This is a genomic window from Terrabacter sp. 01T434, assembly GCF_056398545.1.
Genome location: NZ_JBFTPP010000005.1, coordinates 447784 through 465521, shown reverse-complemented (window position 1 = coordinate 465521; position 17738 = coordinate 447784). Strand labels below are relative to the sequence as shown.

Annotated in this window: 18 protein-coding genes; 13 read left to right on the top strand and 5 right to left on the bottom strand. The window is 72.4% G+C overall.

Features of this window, described 5'->3' with window-relative positions:
- Complete coding sequence (locus AC1DIW_RS13415) at window positions 1-1494, top strand: MFS transporter (RefSeq protein WP_478108725.1); 1494 nt, start codon at window positions 1-3, stop codon at window positions 1492-1494.
- 192 nt (window positions 1495-1686) lie between these two features.
- Here the strand turns inward: AC1DIW_RS13415 and AC1DIW_RS13410 are convergent, their stop codons facing one another.
- Window positions 1687-2205 (bottom strand): inorganic diphosphatase, encoded by a 519-nt coding sequence (locus tag AC1DIW_RS13410; RefSeq protein ID WP_442279207.1) that lies wholly within the window; start codon window positions 2203-2205, stop codon window positions 1687-1689.
- A 154-nt stretch (window positions 2206-2359) separates the two neighbouring features.
- Here AC1DIW_RS13410 and AC1DIW_RS13405 point away from each other — a divergent pair, with 154 nt between their 5' ends.
- The 10 genes from AC1DIW_RS13405 to AC1DIW_RS13360 all read left to right on the top strand — a co-directional run bounded on the left by AC1DIW_RS13405 (window position 2360) and on the right by AC1DIW_RS13360 (window position 12776).
- Window positions 2360-3913 (top strand): D-alanyl-D-alanine carboxypeptidase/D-alanyl-D-alanine-endopeptidase, encoded by a 1554-nt coding sequence (locus AC1DIW_RS13405; RefSeq protein ID WP_478108723.1) that lies wholly within the window; start codon window positions 2360-2362, stop codon window positions 3911-3913.
- A gap of 66 nt (window positions 3914-3979) precedes the next feature.
- Window positions 3980-5083 (top strand): zinc-dependent metalloprotease, encoded by a 1104-nt coding sequence (locus AC1DIW_RS13400; RefSeq protein WP_478108721.1) that lies wholly within the window; start codon window positions 3980-3982, stop codon window positions 5081-5083.
- 21 nt (window positions 5084-5104) lie between these two features.
- A complete protein-coding gene (tilS, locus tag AC1DIW_RS13395; RefSeq protein WP_478108863.1) occupies window positions 5105-6103 on the top strand; it encodes a tRNA lysidine(34) synthetase TilS in 999 nt (332 codons plus the stop codon).
- A gap of 90 nt (window positions 6104-6193) precedes the next feature.
- Window positions 6194-6745, top strand: a complete 552-nt coding sequence (hpt, locus tag AC1DIW_RS13390) for a hypoxanthine phosphoribosyltransferase (RefSeq protein WP_442279210.1) — start codon at window positions 6194-6196, stop codon at window positions 6743-6745.
- Window positions 6742-7569: a DUF1028 domain-containing protein gene (locus AC1DIW_RS13385; protein ID WP_478108719.1), complete on the top strand. Its 828-nt coding sequence runs from the start codon at window positions 6742-6744 to the stop codon at window positions 7567-7569. Before hpt ends, AC1DIW_RS13385 begins: the two co-directional genes overlap by 4 nt.
- 141 nt (window positions 7570-7710) lie before the next feature.
- Window positions 7711-9816 (top strand): ATP-dependent zinc metalloprotease FtsH, encoded by a 2106-nt coding sequence (ftsH, locus tag AC1DIW_RS13380; RefSeq protein WP_442279212.1) that lies wholly within the window; start codon window positions 7711-7713, stop codon window positions 9814-9816.
- 3 nt (window positions 9817-9819) lie between these two features.
- Window positions 9820-10392: a GTP cyclohydrolase I FolE gene (gene folE / locus AC1DIW_RS13375; RefSeq protein ID WP_442279213.1), complete on the top strand. Its 573-nt coding sequence runs from the start codon at window positions 9820-9822 to the stop codon at window positions 10390-10392.
- Window positions 10393-10438: 46 nt separating this feature from the next.
- On the top strand, window positions 10439-11416 hold the full coding sequence (gene folP / locus AC1DIW_RS13370) for a dihydropteroate synthase (protein ID WP_478108717.1): 978 nt from the start codon (window positions 10439-10441) through the stop codon (window positions 11414-11416).
- A complete protein-coding gene (folK, locus tag AC1DIW_RS13365) occupies window positions 11413-12300 on the top strand; it encodes a 2-amino-4-hydroxy-6-hydroxymethyldihydropteridine diphosphokinase (protein ID WP_478108715.1) in 888 nt (295 codons plus the stop codon). Before folP ends, folK begins: the two co-directional genes overlap by 4 nt.
- Complete coding sequence (locus AC1DIW_RS13360; RefSeq protein ID WP_478108713.1) at window positions 12297-12776, top strand: DUF3180 domain-containing protein; 480 nt, start codon at window positions 12297-12299, stop codon at window positions 12774-12776. Before folK ends, AC1DIW_RS13360 begins: the two co-directional genes overlap by 4 nt.
- A 108-nt stretch (window positions 12777-12884) precedes the next feature.
- On the opposite strand, the gene AC1DIW_RS13355 is transcribed toward AC1DIW_RS13360, so the two are convergent.
- Both AC1DIW_RS13355 and AC1DIW_RS13350 read right to left on the bottom strand, forming a co-directional pair.
- Window positions 12885-13112 carry a hypothetical protein gene (locus AC1DIW_RS13355; protein ID WP_478108712.1) on the bottom strand — a complete coding sequence of 76 codons (228 nt, stop codon included), beginning with the start codon at window positions 13110-13112 and terminating at the stop codon, window positions 12885-12887.
- Between the two features lie 8 nt (window positions 13113-13120).
- Window positions 13121-14308, bottom strand: a complete 1188-nt coding sequence (locus AC1DIW_RS13350; RefSeq protein ID WP_478108710.1) for an NADH-quinone oxidoreductase subunit D — start codon at window positions 14306-14308, stop codon at window positions 13121-13123.
- Between the two features lie 86 nt (window positions 14309-14394).
- On the opposite strand from AC1DIW_RS13350, the gene AC1DIW_RS13345 reads away from it, so the two are divergent.
- Window positions 14395-15663: a cytochrome P450 gene (locus AC1DIW_RS13345; RefSeq protein ID WP_478108708.1), complete on the top strand. Its 1269-nt coding sequence runs from the start codon at window positions 14395-14397 to the stop codon at window positions 15661-15663.
- 12 nt (window positions 15664-15675) lie between these two features.
- Complete coding sequence (locus tag AC1DIW_RS13340; protein WP_478108706.1) at window positions 15676-16089, top strand: VOC family protein; 414 nt, start codon at window positions 15676-15678, stop codon at window positions 16087-16089.
- 12 nt (window positions 16090-16101) lie between these two features.
- Here the strand turns inward: AC1DIW_RS13340 and AC1DIW_RS13335 are convergent, their stop codons facing one another.
- Together AC1DIW_RS13335 and AC1DIW_RS13330 are read right to left on the bottom strand one after the other, a co-directional pair.
- Window positions 16102-16632 (bottom strand): copper resistance CopC family protein, encoded by a 531-nt coding sequence (locus AC1DIW_RS13335; RefSeq protein WP_478108704.1) that lies wholly within the window; start codon window positions 16630-16632, stop codon window positions 16102-16104.
- Window positions 16633-16642: 10 nt separating this feature from the next.
- On the bottom strand, window positions 16643-17722 hold the full coding sequence (locus tag AC1DIW_RS13330) for an SAM-dependent methyltransferase (RefSeq protein WP_478108702.1): 1080 nt from the start codon (window positions 17720-17722) through the stop codon (window positions 16643-16645).
- Between the last annotated feature and the right edge of the window lie 16 nt (window positions 17723-17738).

The following is a 17738-nucleotide window of genomic DNA, read 5'->3' as shown; positions in this document are numbered from 1 at the left end:
ATGTCGACCACCGCCACCCGCACCACCACCGACCCCCGACAACCCACCGGAGCCGACCATGCTGCCCGTCGGGGAGCCATCGGGCTCGGCATCGTCCTCGTCGCCCAGCTCATGCTCGTGCTCGACGCGACCGTCGTGAACGTCGCACTGCCGCACATCCAGACCGACCTCGGCTTCTCGCCCGCCGGTCTCTCGTGGGTGCTCAACGCCTACACCCTCGCCTTCGGGGGACTGCTCCTGCTCGGCGGCCGCCTCGGCGACGTCTTCGGGCGCCTGCGCACCTTCGAGATCGGCCTCGGCATCTTCACGGTCGCTAGCCTGCTCGGCGGCCTCGCGACCTCGCCCGCCTGGCTCATCGCCGCCCGCACCCTGCAGGGGGTCGGCGCCGCCCTCGCCGCCCCGAGCGTCCTCGCGCTGGTGACGACGAGCGCCCCGAACGAAGCCGCCCGCAACCGTGGCCTGGCCCTCTTCACGGCTGTCTCGTCGGCCGGTGCGTCCATCGGCCTGCTCCTCGGCGGCGTCCTCACGGACTTCGTCAGCTGGCACTGGACCCTCTTCGTCAACGTCCCGATCGGCGCCGTCGTGCTCGTCCTCGCGCGCCGCTTCGTGACGGAGACGCCGAGGGTCCGTGGCCGTTTCGACGTCGTCGGCGCCGTCACGGCGACCCTCGGGTCGGTCGCGGTCGTCCACGGTTTCATCAGTGCCGCCGACCGTGGCTGGACCGCCCCCCTGACGCTGGCGTCCTTCGTCGTCGGGATGGCCCTGCTCGCCCTCTTCGTGCGCACCGAGGACCGGGTGGCCGTGCCCCTGCTGCCCCTCGCGCTGGTCCGGAACCGCACCCGTGGCGGGGCCCTCGTGCTCATGGCGCTCGTCGTCGGGGCCCAGTTCTCGACCTTCTTCTTCGTGACGCAGTACCTCCAGCTCGTCCTCGGCTTCAGCCCCGTGGCCACCGGAGCGGCGTTCCTCCCGCTCAGCCTCGCGATCTTCGCGACGTCCCGGGTCAGCGCCCGCCTCGTCGCCAAGGTCGGCCCGCGCCCGATGCTCCTCGTCGGCACGCTCGGGCTCACGGCGAGTTTCGTCTGGCTGAGCAGCATCTCGACGACGAGCACGTATGCCGGCCACCTCCTCGGTGCGCTGGTGCTCAACGGAGTCTCCGCGGCACTCGTCTTCATGCCGGTCACCGTCGTCGTCCTCGGCGGCGTCGACCGCACCCAGGCCGGCACGGTGTCGGGCCTGCTGCAGACCGCGCAGCAGCTCGGCGGCGCCGTCGGGCTCGCGGCCATCGTCAGCGTCTACGCGTCGCAGGCCGTGCCGGGCGAGTTCGTCCCGGGCGTCAGGCCCGCCTTCCTGACGTCGGCGACGTTCACGCTGGTCGCGCTCGCGGTCGCTGCGTTCGTGCTGCGGCCGCGTCCGGCGCAGGCCGTGGCCGTGTCGTCCGAGCGCCGGCGCGAGACGGCAGCCGTGGGCGCAGCAGACGGCGCCGAGGCGAGCTGACACCCTCCTCCGCATGAACCGGCGCATGGTGCTGCGTCCGGTGGGGTGATCACCCCACCGGACGCAGCACCATCTGCTTCTCCATCGCCACCACCCGGTCTGACTGCACCGGCGGCGGTGCCGGAGACGACGCGACCCCCGCAGCCCGGGTGGGCGGCGGGGGTCGGCGACACGGCATACGTCCTCGGTGGGTCAGTGCCCCTGCGGCATCGCCCAGCGGGCGGTCGAGACGCCCTGCTCCTTGGCGCGCTCGAGCGCCTCGCCGATGATCTTCTCGGCAGCCTCACGGTTGCCCCAGTCGGAGCCCTCGACGTGCTTGCCCGGCTCGAGGTCCTTGTAGCGCTCGAAGAAGTGCTGGATCTCCTTGAGGCGGAACTCGTTGACGTCGGTGATGTCCTGCACGTCGACGTTGCGCGGGTCGACCGGCACGCAGAGCACCTTGTCGTCGCCGCCGGCCTCGTCGGTCATGTGGAAGACGCCGATCGGGCGGACCTCGACGACGACGCCGGGGAAGAGCGGCTCGGGCAGCAGAACGAGGGCGTCCAGGGGGTCGCCGTCCTCGCCGAGGGAGTCCTCGATGTAGCCGTAGTCGGCGGGGTAGGCCATCGGCGTGAAGAGGTAGCGGTCGAGCCGGATCCGGCCCGTCTCGTGGTCGACCTCGTACTTGTTGCGCTGTCCGCGCGGGATCTCGATGGTGACGTCGAACTCCACGTCTTCCCCTTCTTCACGGTCTTCGGGTGCTGGCTGGGTGCGGCTCGGGTGCCGGAGCACTCGCCTGCGGCTGACAGAATCGTTCGCGACAGTGTGTCAGCAAGGACCGGCCTTGCGCGAAACAGCACGGACGACGGGACGGGGGTGACGCGCCATGGCGCCAGAGTCGGAGCCCGGCCGACGCGCTCCCCGCCTGACGTACGGCATGGCCGTGGTGTGGTCGGTCGTGGCGATCCTGCTGGGGTATGCCGTCCTCGACGTCGCCGACGCCGCGCCCGGTGTGCTGACGCTGCGTCCACTGCCGCCGCCCGCGCCGACCGAGTACGTCGCCAGGCGCACGCTCCCGCTCGTGCCCCAGCCCTCGCTGTCGACGTCGGTGGAGGCCCCGCTGCCGTCGCTGGCGGGCGACACCGCCGCGGCGACCGCGAGCGGCATGGAGCGGGCCCTGGCCTCCGTGGTGTCGCTACCGGCGCTGCGCGACTCGGCACTCGTCGTGCGGGACGGCCAGAGTGGCGAGGTGCTCCTCGACCAGCGCGGCGACGACCTGCGCATCCCGGCCTCGACGACGAAGCTGCTCTCCGCGGCGGCCATCGGCCGGGTCTTCGCCCCCGACGAGACGCTGCGCACCGTGGTGCGCGAGGGAGACACTCCCGAGCAGGTCGTCTTCGTTGCCGGCGGCGACTCGCTGCTGGCTCCCGGCAAGGGCGACCCCGAGGCCGTGGCCGGCCGCGCGGGCCTGGGTGACCTCGCCGACCAGGTCGCTAGGGCCCTCAAGGGCCGAGGCACCCGCAGGGTCACGCTCTTCGTCGACGAGTCGTATGCCGGTGGGCCCACGACGGCGCCGACGTGGGCCCCGACGTTCCGCAGCTCCGGCATCACCGGCGCGGTCGCGATGCTCGGCCTGTCGAGCCAGCGGGCACGGGGCGGCGCCCCGGGTCCGGCCGACCCCGTCGTCTCGGTGCGGTCGGCCTTCGTCAAGCTGCTCGAGTCCCGTGGCATCGAGGTGCGGGTAGCGCCTCGGGGCCGGGCTCCGGGTACCCCCGGTTCGCCGATGCCGACACCGACCCGCTCCGGTGCACCGTCTGCGACGCCCGGCGACAGCGCCACCCAGGACGTCGGGACCGCCGCGCCGACCGAGGGGCCGGGCGCGATCCTCGGCAGCGTCCAGTCAGCCCCCGTCCGTGAGCAGCTGGCCCTGGCCCTGACCGACAGCGACAACGCCCTCACCGAGATCCTCGCCCGCCAGGCGGCCTACCGCTCCGGGGCCGGCACAGCCTTCGCAGCGGTGGGCTCCTGGGTCGTCTCACAGGTCGCCGCACTCGGCCTCGACACGGCCGGCGTGACCCTCTCCGACGCGAGTGGGTTGTCGCGCGAGAACCGGGTGCGCGCCTCGCTCCTGTCCGACGTGCTCGTGCTCGGCTACGACGGGAACCACCCCGTGCTGCGGCGCGCTCTGGACGGCCTCCCCATCGGTGGCCTGACCGGCACCCTCGCCGACCGGTTCGCCGGATCGAACCACGCTGCGGCGGGCCGGGCCCGGGCCAAGACCGGCACCCTGACGGGCGCCAACGCGCTCGCCGGGAGCGTCGTCGACGACAGCGGCCGGCTGCTCGTCTTCGTGGGTATGGTCGCCGGAGTGGGAACCAACGACGCGCGGGCGGCGTTGGACCATCTGGTAGCGGCGATCGCCTCCTGCGGGTGCCGTTGACGGGCCGATGGGCCTCCCAGACACCTCTCGCGACGACGACACCGTCACGGCACGGAAAGGGCTGGCATGACCGACACGACCCTCCCGACTCCAGTGGACGCCAGCCGTCCTGACCGCTCGGGGGGTGCGCCGGCCGCGTCCGTCGACTACGAGTTCGCGAAGCGGACCGGACGGTTGGTCGTCAACCCCGGCCCGCAGGTCTCGAGCGACGAGGCCGCCGCGATCGTGGCCGACCTGCGTGCAGCGGCCGCGGAGGCCGTCGCCCCGGTCGCCGAGACCAGTGCCCTCACGGCGCCCGCCGACGCACCCGACCCGCTGGTCGTCGACCGTGCGGGCTGGATCAGCGTCAACGTCGACTCGTTCAAGGCGATGCTCGACCCCGTCGTCGACAAGCTCAACGCGACGAAGAAGTCCTCGACGAGCGCCACGGCCGCGGCGATCGGCGGCAAGGTGACCGGCGCCGAGATGGGCGGCCTGCTCGCCTTCCTCTCGAGCAAGGTGCTGGGACAGTACGACCTCGCGCCCGGCGGCACGCCTCGCCTGCTGCTGGTCGCCCCGAACATCGTCGCCGCCGAGCGGCGCATGCAGGTCGACCCGATCGACTTCCGCCGATGGGTGGCCATGCACGAGGAGACGCACCGTGTGCAGTTCACCGCAGTGCCGTGGCTGCGTGACCACATGGTCGCTCGCACCCAGGCCCTCGCCGTGGACCTCGCGCCCACGCCGGAGGACCTGTCGAGGCGGTTCGAGCAGCTGACGAAGAACCTTCCCCAGGTGCTGAGCTCGGGAGAGGGGATCGGCCAGCTCCTCGCGACCCCCGAGCAGAAGGCGCAGATCGCCGAGCTGACGGCCGTCATGTCGCTGCTCGAGGGCCATGCCGACGTCGTCATGGACGCCGTCGGCCCGAAGGTCATCCCGAGCGTCGACGAGATCCGTCGCAAGTTCGACGCGCGCCGCAACAGCGCGGTCGGGGTCGACCGCCTGCTGCGCAAGCTGCTCGGTCTCGAGGCCAAGATGCGCCAGTACCGCGACGGAGCCGTCTTCGTCCGGGCCGTCACCGACCGGGTCGGTCGCGACGGGTTCAACGCCGTCTGGACCTCGCCGGAGACCCTGCCGCTGGCCGCCGAGATCCTCGAGCCGGACGCCTGGGTGCGTCGGGTCCACGGCTGAGCGATGCGAGCCCCAGCGCAGATGCCCGGTCCCGACCCCGCCGTCGCCGCCACCCGACTCGCGGTGCGCGAGCACCTCGCTGACGTGCCCGCGGGAGGCGTCGTGCTGGTCGCCTGCTCGGGAGGTCCTGACTCGGTGGCCCTCGCCGCGGCGCTCGCCTTCGAGGCGCCCCGCGCGGGGTTGCGCGGCGGCGCCCTCGTCGTCGACCACGCCCTCCAGGAGCACTCCGCCCGGGTGGCCGAGGACGCTGCCGCCCTCTGTCACGAGATGGGGCTCGACCCGGTCGAGGTCGTGCGCGCCGAGGTGCGCACGAGCGGCGCTGGTCTCGAGGCGGACGCCCGCTCGGCGCGCTACGCCGCCCTCGAGGCGGCTGCCGACCGGCTCGGCGCGTGCACCGTGTTGATCGGTCACACGCGCGACGACCAGGCCGAGCAGGTGCTGCTGGGCCTGTCGAGGGGCTCGGGGGCCCGGTCGCTCAGCGGTATGCCCGTGCGCCGGGACCGCTTCGTGCGCCCGCTTCTCGCCCTGCCGCGCGCCACGACACTGGCTGCCTGCGCGGCCTACGGCATCGACCCGTGGGATGACCCCCACAACAGCGACGACACGTTCCGCCGGGTGCGGGCGCGGCGCCTGCTCGCGACGCTCGAGTCCGAGCTCGGGCCCGGGTTCGCTGCGGCGCTCGCGCGCAGCGCCGACCTGCTCCGCGAGGATGCCGACTACCTGGAGAGCCTGGCCCTGACCGCCCGCGCGGACCTCCCGGGGGGACCCGGCGGCGACGGCGTGGACCTCGTAGCCCTCGCGGCCCTGCCCCGGGCGATCCGGACCCGTGTGTGGAGGCTGCTCGCCGCCGAGGCCGGCGCACCGCTCGCCGACGTCAGCGCTGCGCACGTGGAGTCGCTCGACGCCCTGCTGACCTCGTGGCACGGCCAGGGCCCGCTCCACGTCCCGGGCGGCATCGCCGTCGCCCGCACGGACGGGGCCATCGTCTTCAGCCCGCTGCGCCAAGCCGCCAACGCCTGACCGCGCGGTGTGGGCCCCACGGTCGGGTGCGGTTGAATGGTCCCGCCCCGCACGACCCCCCGCACCCCCGCACCGCACTGAGGAGCCTTCGTGGATCACGAGCACATGGGAGACGACCTGGCCAAGGTCCTGCTCACCGAGGAGCAGATCCAGGCCCGGCTCGCCGAGCTCGCCGCCGACATCTGGAAGGACTACGAGGGCAAGGAGTTCCTGCTCGTCGGGGTCCTCAAGGGCGCCGTGGTCGTCATGGCCGACCTCATGCGCGCCCTGCCCGGCACCGCGCCGATGGACTGGATGGCGGTCTCGTCCTACGGCTCCGGCACCAAGAGCTCGGGCGTCGTGCGCATCCTCAAGGACCTCGACACCGACATCACCGGCCGGCACGTGCTCATCATCGAGGACATCATCGACTCCGGCCTGACCCTCTCGTGGATCAAGTCCAACCTCGAGTCGCGCAGCCCCGCGTCGGTGGAGATCTGCACCCTGCTGCGCAAGCCCGACGTCGTCAAGGTCGACATCCCGGTCAAGTACGTCGGCTTCGACATCCCCAACGAGTTCGTCGTGGGCTACGGGCTCGACTACGCCGAGAAGTACCGCAACCTGCGCTGCGTCGGCACCCTCGCGCCGCACGTCTACGCGTGACCTTCTCGATCGTCGCCCGACAGGGTGAGGCCCACGGCATCGCCGTCGCGAGCAAGTTCCTCGCCGTCGGCGCCGTCGTCCCGGGTGCACGGCTCGGCGTCGGGGCCGTCGCGACGCAGTCCTTCGCCCGCGTCGCCTACCTCGACGAGCTGCTCGGCCGCCTGGCCGCGGGGGAGTCGGCGGACGACGCGCTCGACGCGGCCACCGTCCTCGACGAGGGCCGCGAGACGCGCCAGGTCGGGGTCGTCGGGCTCGCGTCCGCCGCGACCTTCACCGGCTCGGAGTGCAACGACTGGGCCGGCGGCGTCGCGCGCGACGACGGCGACACGGCATACGCCATTCAGGGCAACATCCTCACGGGGCCCGAGGTCGTCGAGGCCATGGAGCGTGCGTGGCACGACTCGGCCGGGCAGCCACTGGCCCGACGGCTCCTCGCCGCGCTCGTCGCCGGCGACGAGGCCGGCGGCGACTCGCGTGGACGCCAGAGCGCGGCGCTGTATGCCGTGGAGCCGGGTGCGGGCTACGACGCGTGCGGGGTGCTCGCCGACCTCCGCGTCGACGACCATGCCGACCCGGTGACCGAGCTCGGCCGGCTGCTCTCGGACTGGGAGATGTTCTTCGGCAAGCCGGAGGACGTCGCGCCGCTCGAGGGAGCACTTGCCGACGAGGTGCGCGACCGGCTGGCGCGTGTCGGCTTCACCGGCGACGACGTCGCCACGGCCCTGGCCGACTGGGCCGGCAACGCCAACTACGAGGCCCGTCTCAGCCCCGACGGCATCGACCGACGCGTCCTCGAGGCCCTCCGCGCCGCCACCGGCGGCTGACGCTGCGACCGGAACCCTCGACGGGCGGGTTGGTCACCGGGCCGCCGCATGCGGAACACTGGTGGTCCACCGGACGTTGTGCCGGTGGACAAACTCACCGGACGAGCAGGAGGACCGGGGCCCGACAGGTCCCGCACGTACATGGACGCTAAGCGGATACTGCGCACACCACTGCTGTGGATCTTGGTCCTCATCAGCGCGCTCGTCTTCGGCATGATGTTCTCCGAGTCCGGCCCGCCCCGGATCGACACGTCGGCTGCGATGACGCAGATCACCGACGGCAACGTCGAGTCGGCCAAGCTGCTCAACAACGAGCGCATGGAGCTGACCCTCAAGAAGCCCTACACCTCGCCCGACGGCACGGTGAAGGACGCGAAGACCGTCTATGCCTTCTACGTCGACGCGCGTGGCAAGCAGGTCGTCGACGCGCTCGACGCCAAGCCGCCGGCCCAGGGCGTCGACGACCAGATCGACCAGCCCAGCTGGTTCGGCTCGCTGCTCTTCTCGGTCCTGCCGATCCTCGTCATCCTCGGGCTCTTCTGGTTCCTCATGGGCCAGATGCAGGGCGGTGGCAACCGCGTCATGCAGTTCGGCAAGTCCCGCGCGAAGCTCGCGACGAAGGACACGCCCAAGGTGACCTTCTCCGACGTCGCCGGCTGCGACGAGGCCATCGAGGAGCTCCAGGAGATCAAGGAGTTCCTCCAGGAGCCCGCGAAGTTCCTCGCCGTGGGCGCCAAGATCCCCAAGGGTGTGCTGCTCTACGGCCAGCCCGGTACCGGCAAGACGCTGCTGGCCCGCGCCGTCGCCGGTGAGGCCGGCGTGCCGTTCTACTCGATCTCCGGGTCCGACTTCGTCGAGATGTTCGTCGGTGTCGGCGCGAGCCGCGTCCGCGACCTCTTCGAGCAGGCCAAGGCCAACGCCCCGGCCATCGTCTTCGTCGACGAGATCGACGCCGTCGGACGCCACCGCGGCGCCGGCATGGGCGGCGGTCACGACGAGCGCGAGCAGACGCTCAACCAGCTCCTCGTCGAGATGGACGGCTTCGACGTCAAGACCAACGTCATCCTCATCGCGGCGACCAACCGCCCCGACATCCTCGACCCGGCCCTGCTGCGTCCGGGCCGCTTCGACCGCCAGATCGCCGTCGACGCGCCCGACATGATCGGCCGCCACCGGATCCTCGAGGTCCACGCCCAGGGCAAGCCCGTGACGGCCGACGTCGACCTGCTCGCCGTCGCCCGCCGCACGCCGGGTTTCACCGGCGCCGACCTCGCCAACGTCCTCAACGAGGCCGCCCTGCTCACCGCTCGCGGCGACCGGAAGGTCATCGACAACGAGGCCCTCGACGAGGCCATCGACCGCGTCATCGCCGGTCCGCAGAAGCGCACGCGCATCATGTCGGCCAAGGAGCGCAAGATCACGGCCTACCACGAGGGTGGTCACGCCCTCGTCGCCGCGGCGCTCAACCACACCGACCCGGTCACGAAGATCACGATCCTCCCGCGCGGTCGCGCCCTCGGCTACACGATGGTCATGCCGCTCGACGACAAGTACTCCACGACGCGCAACGAGATCCTCGACCAGCTCGCCTACGCCCTCGGTGGCCGCGTCGCCGAGGAGATCGTCTTCCACGAGCCGACCACCGGTGCGAGCAACGACATCGAGAAGGCCACGGGGATGGCCCGCAAGATGGTCACCGAATTCGGCATGTCCGCACGCGTGGGTGCCATCAAGCTCGGCCAGAGCACCGGCGAGGTCTTCCTCGGCCGCGACATGGGCCACCAGCGCGACTACTCCGAGGAGGTCGCCCGCATCGTCGACGAGGAGGTCCGTGCCCTCATCGACGCGGCCCACGACGAGGCGTACGCCGCTCTCAACGCCAACCGCGACCTGCTCGACCACCTCGTCCTCGAGCTCCTCGAGAAGGAGACGCTCAACGTCCACGAGCTGGCCGAGCTGTTCAAGTCGGTCTCCAAGGCGCCGCAGCGCCCGACCTGGCTGTCGTCGCAGACGCGCCAGCTCAGCGACCGGCCGCCGGTGCTGACGCCCGCAGAGATCGCTGCGCAGAACGGCTCGGGTGGCCAGAACGGTCACCTGCCGCCGCCGGTGCCGGCCGACAAGAGGCTCGAGGACAAGATCGACGAGGCTGCGTCGGTGGGCGCCCACCCCCTGGCCGAGGAGCACCCCGCCGAGCACATCATCGAGGTGCCGGACGACCGCCCCGTCAACCCCAACGAGAAGGGCTGACGGGTGGCGATCGACCAGGCACGGGCGGAGGCGGCCGTGCGGGAGCTGCTCCTCGCCATCGGCGAGGACCCCGAACGCGAGGGTCTGCTCGACACCCCGGGCCGAGTGGCTCGTTCGTTCGCCGAGATCTACGCCGGGCTCGACATGACGGCGGCTGACGTCCTCGGCACGACGTTCGAGATCGACCACCAGGAGCTCGTCATCGTGCGGGACATCGAGCTCTACAGCACGTGCGAGCACCACCTCGTGCCGTTCCACGGGGTGGCTCACGTGGGCTACATCCCGGGCAAGGACGGTCGGGTCACCGGGCTGTCGAAGCTCGCGCGCCTCGTCGAGGTCTACGCCCGGCGGCCCCAGGTGCAGGAGCGCCTCACGACCCAGATCGCCGACGCGATGGTCGAGCACCTCGACGTCCAGGGCGTCATCGTCGTCGTCCAGGCCGAGCACCTGTGCATGTCGATGCGTGGCATCCGCAAGCCCGGGGCGAGCACCATCACCTCGGCGGTCCGCGGTCAGCTGCGCAACGCGGCAACTCGAGCAGAGGCCATGGCGCTGATGCTCGAGGGCAACAAGTGATCCCGGGCCGGACCTCCACCACTTCACCCGCGACACAATGGCGCTCATGACTGCGTCTGCCTCGTCAGCTTCGTCAGCCCGCCGCGACCGGACCGCCACCGACGCGACCACGCTCCTGTCGGTCACCGACCGCACGCTCGTCATGGGCGTCGTCAACGTGACGCCCGACTCCTTCTCCGACGGCGGGCAGTGGTTCGAGCCGGACGCCGCCATCGCGCACGGCCGCGACGTCGTCGCGGCCGGCGCCGACATCGTCGACGTGGGCGGCGAGTCGACGAGACCCGGAGCCGAGCGCCCGTCGGTCGAGGAGGAGCTGCGCCGCGTCGTCCCGCTCGTCACCGCTCTGGCCGCCGAGGGTGCGGTCGTCTCCGTCGACACGATGCGGGCCTCGGTCGCGCGAGCTGCGGTCGAGGCGGGGGCCTCGATCGTCAACGACGTCTCAGGCGGCCTGGCCGACCCCGTGATGGTGCCCTGGGTCGCGGCCAACCGGCTGCCCTTCATCGCCATGCACTGGCGCGGGCACAGCACCGACATGCAGTCGCGCGCCGTCTACGACGACGTCGTCGACGACGTCATCCGTGAGCTCGCCGAGCGGCGCGACGCGTTGCTCGACGGCGGCATCGAGGCGGAGAACCTCGTGCTCGACCCCGGGCTCGGGTTCGCGAAGAACGCCGACCACAACTGGGCCCTCCTGGCCGCCCTGCCGGCGCTGCACGACCTCGGCCAGCCGATCCTGCTCGGAGCCTCACGCAAGACCTTCCTCGGTCGCCTCGGTCGTGACGAGGGGGCCGCGCCGAGGCCCGCCGCGGACCGCGACGTCGAGACGACCGCGACCTCGGTGATGGCGGCCATGGCGGGGCTCTGGTGCGTACGCGTGCACGACGTCGCCTCGACGGTGCGCGCGCTCACCGTCGTCCAGGCCGCCCTCGAGCACGCCCCCGACGACGATGCCTCCGACGACGATGCCTCCGACGACGATGCCCCCGACGAGCTCGGCGACGCGTCCGGGGGCCTCGGCCGATGACCGACCGCATCGTGCTGCAGGGCGTCTCGGCCCCCGGCAACCACGGCGTGCTCGCCTTCGAGAAGCGCGACGGCCAGACCTTCCTCGTCGACGTGACCATGGCGTGCGACCTCGAGCGGGCCGGTCGCACCGACGACCTCGCCGCCACGGTCAACTACGCCGAGGTGGCCGGCGACGTCGTCGCCCGCATCACGGGCCCGCCGTTCGACCTCATCGAGCGCCTCGCCGAGGTCATCGCCGACGATGTGCTGCGCCACGACCTCGTCGAGCTCGTCGAGGTCGTCGTCCACAAGCCCGAGGCGCCGGTCGGCCACCCGTTCACCGACGTTCAGGTGCGCGTCGAGCGCGCCAACGCCGCGCACGTCGCCATCGCGCTCGGCTCCAACCTCGGTGACCGCGGAGAGACCCTCGCGGCGGCCGTGCGAGCCCTGCGCAACCTCCCCGGCCTCACCGTGACGGCTGTGTCGGAGGTCGTCGAGACCGACCCCGTCGGCGGTCCGGACCAGCCGCCCTACCTCAACGCGGTGGCCGTCGGACGCGCGACGTCGGCGCCTGCCGACCTGCTCGCCGCGCTCCACGCCATCGAGGCCGAGCACGGCCGCACCCGTGAGATTCGTTGGGGCGCAAGAACGCTCGATCTCGACCTGATCCAGTTCGGGACCCCTGGCAGCTCGCGCGAAGTCGTCAGCGACGATCCCGCGCTGCTCCTGCCCCATCCGCGCGCCCACGAGCGCGCCTTCGTCCTCGTGCCGTGGGCCGACGCCGACCCCAGGGCCACGCTGCGCGTGGGCGCCGGGGACGGCGGCATACGCCTGGTGGTCGACCTGCTGGCCGACCTCGACCGATCGGGTGTGCGCCCCGGTCCCCGATGGGAGCAGCAGTGAGACCACACTCCGGCATCCGGGTCCAGACGCTCGTGCTCGTGGGCGTGGGCATGACGGTGGTTGCGTGGCTCGCGCTGCGCTGGCTCTCCTCCGGCGGCAGCCCCGTGCCCGAGCCGGGCTGGATCGGGGCGGTCGCCATGCTCTTCCTCGGCGGCGGGCTGCTCCTTGCCGGTTGGCAGGTGCGCAAGGTCCGCGACGGACTGTCCCACCCTGCCGTCACCCCGCTGCGCGCCGCACGGACGCTCGTGCTCGGCCAGGCTGGGGCGCTCACCGGGGCGGTGCTCGTCGGGTGGTATGCCGCGAACGCGCTCGTCCTGCTGCCCGACGCCGACGTCGAGTCCCAGCGCGGCCGCATCTGGCTGTTCGTGCTGCACGCCGTCGTGGCGCTGCTGCTCGCCGTCGCGGGCATGGTCGTGCAGAACTGGTGCCGGCTGCGTCCGCGCGACGACGAGGACGAGGATCAGCCCCCGGCGTGATCCCCTGGCGTCGTGCCGTGCTGCATCGTGTGCGTCATGGTGCTGCGCCCGGTGGGGTGATGACACCACCAGACGCAGCACCATCCGCAGGTCCTCGGGGGTCCCGCGTCAGGTGGTGCCCGCGATGGTGACCGTCGACGTGGGGGCACGCGTGGTCGGGACGGACGGCGGCCGGGGCGGCCCGTCCGGGGTCGTGGTGCGCGCCGGCCACGGCGGCGGGATGGTGTCGACCGTGTCCTCGTCGGAGCACGCCGCTGCGAAGGCGATGGTGGCCGTGATGACCGTGACGGCCACGGCCCGCAGGACACTCGCGCGCGTGGGGCGGGCGGACGGCATACGACCCCTCACTTGTCGATGTCCCCGACGACGAAGAACATCGATCCGAGGATCGCGACCATGTCGGCGATGAGCTGGCCCGGCAGCATCTCGGAGAGCACGGAGACGTTGTTGAACGACGCGGAGCGCAGTTTGAGCCGCCACGGCGTCTTCTCGCCGCGCGAGACGAGGTAGTAGCCGTTGAAGCCGAGGGGGTTCTCGGTCGCGCTGTAGATCTCGCCCTCGGGCACCTTGAGGACCTTGGGCAGCTTGACGTTGATCGGGCCCCGCGGCAGCTGCACGAGCCGGTCGAGGCAGGCCTGCGCGACGTCGAGCGAGACGTGGACCTGCTCGAGCAGCACCTCGAGGCGGGACAGGCAGTCGCCGGCCGTACGGGTCACGACACGGCCGGGACCCTGGTCGCCGAAGAGCTCCCCGTAGGCGAGGTAGGGCGCGTCGCGGCGCAGGTCGACGTCGAGCCCGCTGGCCCTCGCGATCGGGCCGGAGACGCCGTAGGCCTCGACCATGGCCCGCGACAGGATCCCCACCCCACGCGTCCGTGCCTCGAGGATCTCGTTGCCCACGATGAGGCGCTCGAGGTCGGGAAGTCGCTTGCGCACGTTGGCGATCGCGTTGTCGACGCGGCCCATCCACCCGGCCGGGAGGTCCTCCTTGAGGCCGCCGACGCGGTTGAACATGTAGTGCATGCGCCCGCCCGACACCTCCTCCATGACGGCCTGGAGCTCCTCGCGCTCGCGGAACGCGTGGAAGACCGGCGTGATGGCGCCGAGCTCGAGGGGGTAGCTGCCGAGGAACATCAGGTGGTTGAGCACACGGTTGAGCTCCGCGAGCGCGGTGCGTGCCCAGACAGCCCGTTCGGGCACCTCCATGCCGAGCATCTGCTCGACGCCGAGCACGACGCCGAGCTCGTTGGAGAAGGCGCTGAGCCAGTCGTGCCGGTTGGCGAGCACGATGATCTGGCGGTAGTCGCGGACCTCGAAGAGCTTCTCGGCGCCCCGGTGCATGTAGCCGACGATCGGCTCGGCGCTGACGATCCGCTCGCCGTCGACGACGATGCGCAGCCGGAGCACGCCGTGCGTGGCCGGGTGCTGCGGGCCGATGTTGAGCACCATGTCGGCCGTCGCAAGGCCGCCCGCACCGACCCCGACGGTCAGGGCCTGACGCTGGTGCGGCGACGCGGCGGTGGTGTCCGTCATGCGTCCGAGCCTACGGCCCAGACCCGTGCTGTATGCCGTGTGGCCCCTCCTCCCGCCGGGTGGCCCCGGTGCGGCAGAGTGGACACGTGAGCCCGACGCCCGTGCCGCGCGCGACCTTCGACCTGCGCAACCCCGCTTTCGTCGCCGACCCCTACGCGGCCCTGGCCCGGGCCCGCGACCACGCGCCCGTCCTGTGGCACGAGGGGCTGGGCCTCTATGTCACGACGACCCACGCGGCCGCCAACGACGTCCTGCGTGACCGTCGACTCGGCCGCATCCTGCGCCCGCGGTCGAGCGGCGACGACGGCTGGACGACGTTCGACTGGTTGCACGCCGACTCGATCCTCGACTCCGAGCCGCCCAAGCACACGCGGCTGCGCCGGCTCGTCGCGGGCGCCTTCGCCCGCGGGCACGTGGCACGGCTGCGTCCCCGGGCCGAGGAGGTGGCGGCGGGCCTGCTCGACGAGGTCGAGCGCGTCCTCGAGCGCGACGGCCGGGTCGACGTCATCGCCACCTATGCGGAGCCACTGCCGGTGCTCGTCATCTGCGAGCTGCTCGGCGCGCCGACGGCGGACTGGAAGCGGCTCCGCGACTGGTCGCAGGCCATCGTCCGGATGTACGAGGTCGACCCGGACGAGCACGCCCAGCAGGACGCGCAGCGCGCCTGTGAGGAGTTCGCGGCCTACGTCGAGCGGCTCGCCGCCGACCGGGCCGCGGCACCGGGGGACGACCTGCTCACCTCGCTCGTGCAGGAGCGTGACGGCGGCGACCGGCTCTCGCCGCGCGAGCTCGTCGCCACGGTCGTCCTGCTGCTCAACGCGGGCCACGAGGCCAGCGTCAACGGTTTCGGCAACGGCCTCGCCTCGCTCCTGGCGGACCCCGCCCAGCTCGAGGCCGTGGTGGCGGCGTTGGACGAGCCGGCCGCCGTCGACCGGGTCGTCGAGGAGATGCTGCGGCACGACTCACCGCTCCACCTCTTCGAGCGCACCGCGACGGCGGACGTCGAGCTCCACGGCGTCACGGTCCGCCGCGGTGAGAAGGTCGCCGCCCTGCTCGGCGCCGCCAATCGCGACCCTGCCGTCTTCGCCGAGCCCGACCGCTTCGTGGCGGACCGCGACCCGAACCCGCACCTCGCCTTCGGTGCCGGCATCCATTTCTGCCTGGGGGCGCCGCTGGCCCGGATGGAGCTGCAGATCTCGACCCGGGCACTGCTCGAACGACTCGGACCGGTCGAGGTCGTCGACGCCTCACGCAGGCCGACGTTCGTGCTGCGCGGCTACGAGCGGCTCGTCGTCGCCCGTCGTGAAGGGCAGGCAGGGCGTGCCCGTGGCCGGGTCGCCGCATCGAGCGAGTGAGAGGCGGACGGCATGAGTGAGCTCACGCCCTACATCTGCGTGGCCGACTCACGCAGCGCGATCGAGTGGTACCGCGAGCACCTCGGCGCCGAGCTGACCGTCGACCCGATCGTCATGGACGACGGGCGCGTCGGCCACTGCGAGCTGGACGTCGACGGAGCGAGCTGGATGATGTCCGACGCGTTCGACGAGGCAGGTGTGGCAGCCCCGGACCCCGGGCGCGGCAACGCCGTGACGCTGCACCTCACGGTGTCCGACATCGACGAGCGCTGCCGCCGGGCGCAGGCGGGCGGCGCGACGCTCGACCGCGGTCCCGAGGACAACCCGCCGATCGGCCGGCTCGCGGTCTTCCACGACCCGTTCGGCCACCGCTGGTTCCTCAACCAGCCGCTGCCGGCGACGGACTCGGTCCCGGAGCCCGACTGACCGCCCGGGGCGTCATGACCGGTCGGCCGTGCGGCCGCGCAGCACGAGGAAGCCACCCACCCCGAGCAGCACGACCGTGCCCACGATCGTGAGCAGGATCGGCACGAGGAGTGAGCCCTGGTCGTCGGTGGCGGTGACCGGCTTGACGTGCACCGTGGCCCCCGCGGTCGCCGTCGAGCCGTCGAGCCCGGTCGTCGCGTGGAACGAGAAGGTGCCCGTCACGGGGTGACCGTCGTCGGACGTGACGCGGTAGGACACCGTGTAGTCCCCGCCCGGGGCCGTGGCTTCGATGGCCTGGGAGACGTCGCGGCCCTTGATCGTCGGGGCGCCGGACGACACGGGTCCTGAGGGACCGGTGACGACGACCTGCGCGCCGATCGTGAGGGGCGCCTCGGAGAAGGTGAGTACCACCGAGCTCGGCAGGTGCGTGACGGTCGTGCCGTCCGCCGGGTTGGTGCGCTCGAGCACGTCGTGGGCGAAGGCCGCCGCGGGGACCATGACGAGCAGCCCGAGGGCCAGCAGTGCCGAGGCGAGACGACGCATGCTCTTCAGGTTACGTCGTGCCCGGAACGCGCTTGACGGCCCACCAGAAGCCGCCGAAGCCGTCCCGGTCGAGCAGCCCCGCCTCGGCGCCGGCCCGCTCGAGCGCCGCGAGGTAGGCGAGCGGGTCGGCGCTCGCGAGCGCGTGCGGCGGGGTGGCGCCCGTCAGCCCCAGGGCCTGCAGCGCCCCTCGCTGGGTGCGCACGACGTCCGCGTCGAGCGTGTCCATCGCGACGTGGGCCGTGAGGTCGCACGACCCGTCGGGCACCGGTGGGGTCAGCTGACCGCCGACGTATGCCGTGAGCGTCCCACCGAGGGGACGCGTCGTCGCCGTGTGGCCGTAGTCCACCGCGACGAGCGTGCCCGAGGCGACGCGCGAGACGAGGTCGGACCACGCGTCGTCACGGGCGCGGCCGACCTCGATGCGGTCGCCCGGCCTGGTGGTCGGCCAGTGGGCCTCGGCCCAGCGACGGTCCGCGTCGGTGAGCATGGCACCGAGGGACTCCTCGCCCGACGCGGGGTCGACGAGGACCTCGCGGGGGGTGCCGTCGTCGTCGACCTCGGCCACGGTGCACGGGACGACGTCGAGCCACTCGTGCGCGACGACGAGCGCGTCGCGCAGGTCGGTGAGCTCGGGCGGGAGGCCCGCGCCGCCGGGGGAGCGGAGCCACTCGACGTGCTGGTCGAGCCCCTCCGGACGGTCGACGACGTCCACCGCCACCACCCGCGGGCGAGGTGATCCGTCGCGAGGGGACGCGACGGCATACCTCGACCCGGAGGTGGCGTCGCTGGGTCGAGGTGATCCGTCGCGAGGGGGCGCGACGGCATACCTGGACCCGGAGTGTTCGAGGGCGGCCAGCAGGTGCGTCGCGAGCTCGCCGCGGCCCGCGCCGACGTCGACGACGACCGAGGGGAGCGCCGCGCCGTGCTCGGCGGCCCACAGCCCGAGCACCGCCTCGGCGAGCACGCGTCCCGTCGGACCGTGTGCGGCCGTCGTGAAGTGGGCGGCGGGACCGCCGCGCGCGACGTAGAAACCCCGCCCGGCGGCATACAACGCCTCGTGCCACGCGTCGCGCCAGGGAACGGGATCCACGCCTCCGGACTGTAGG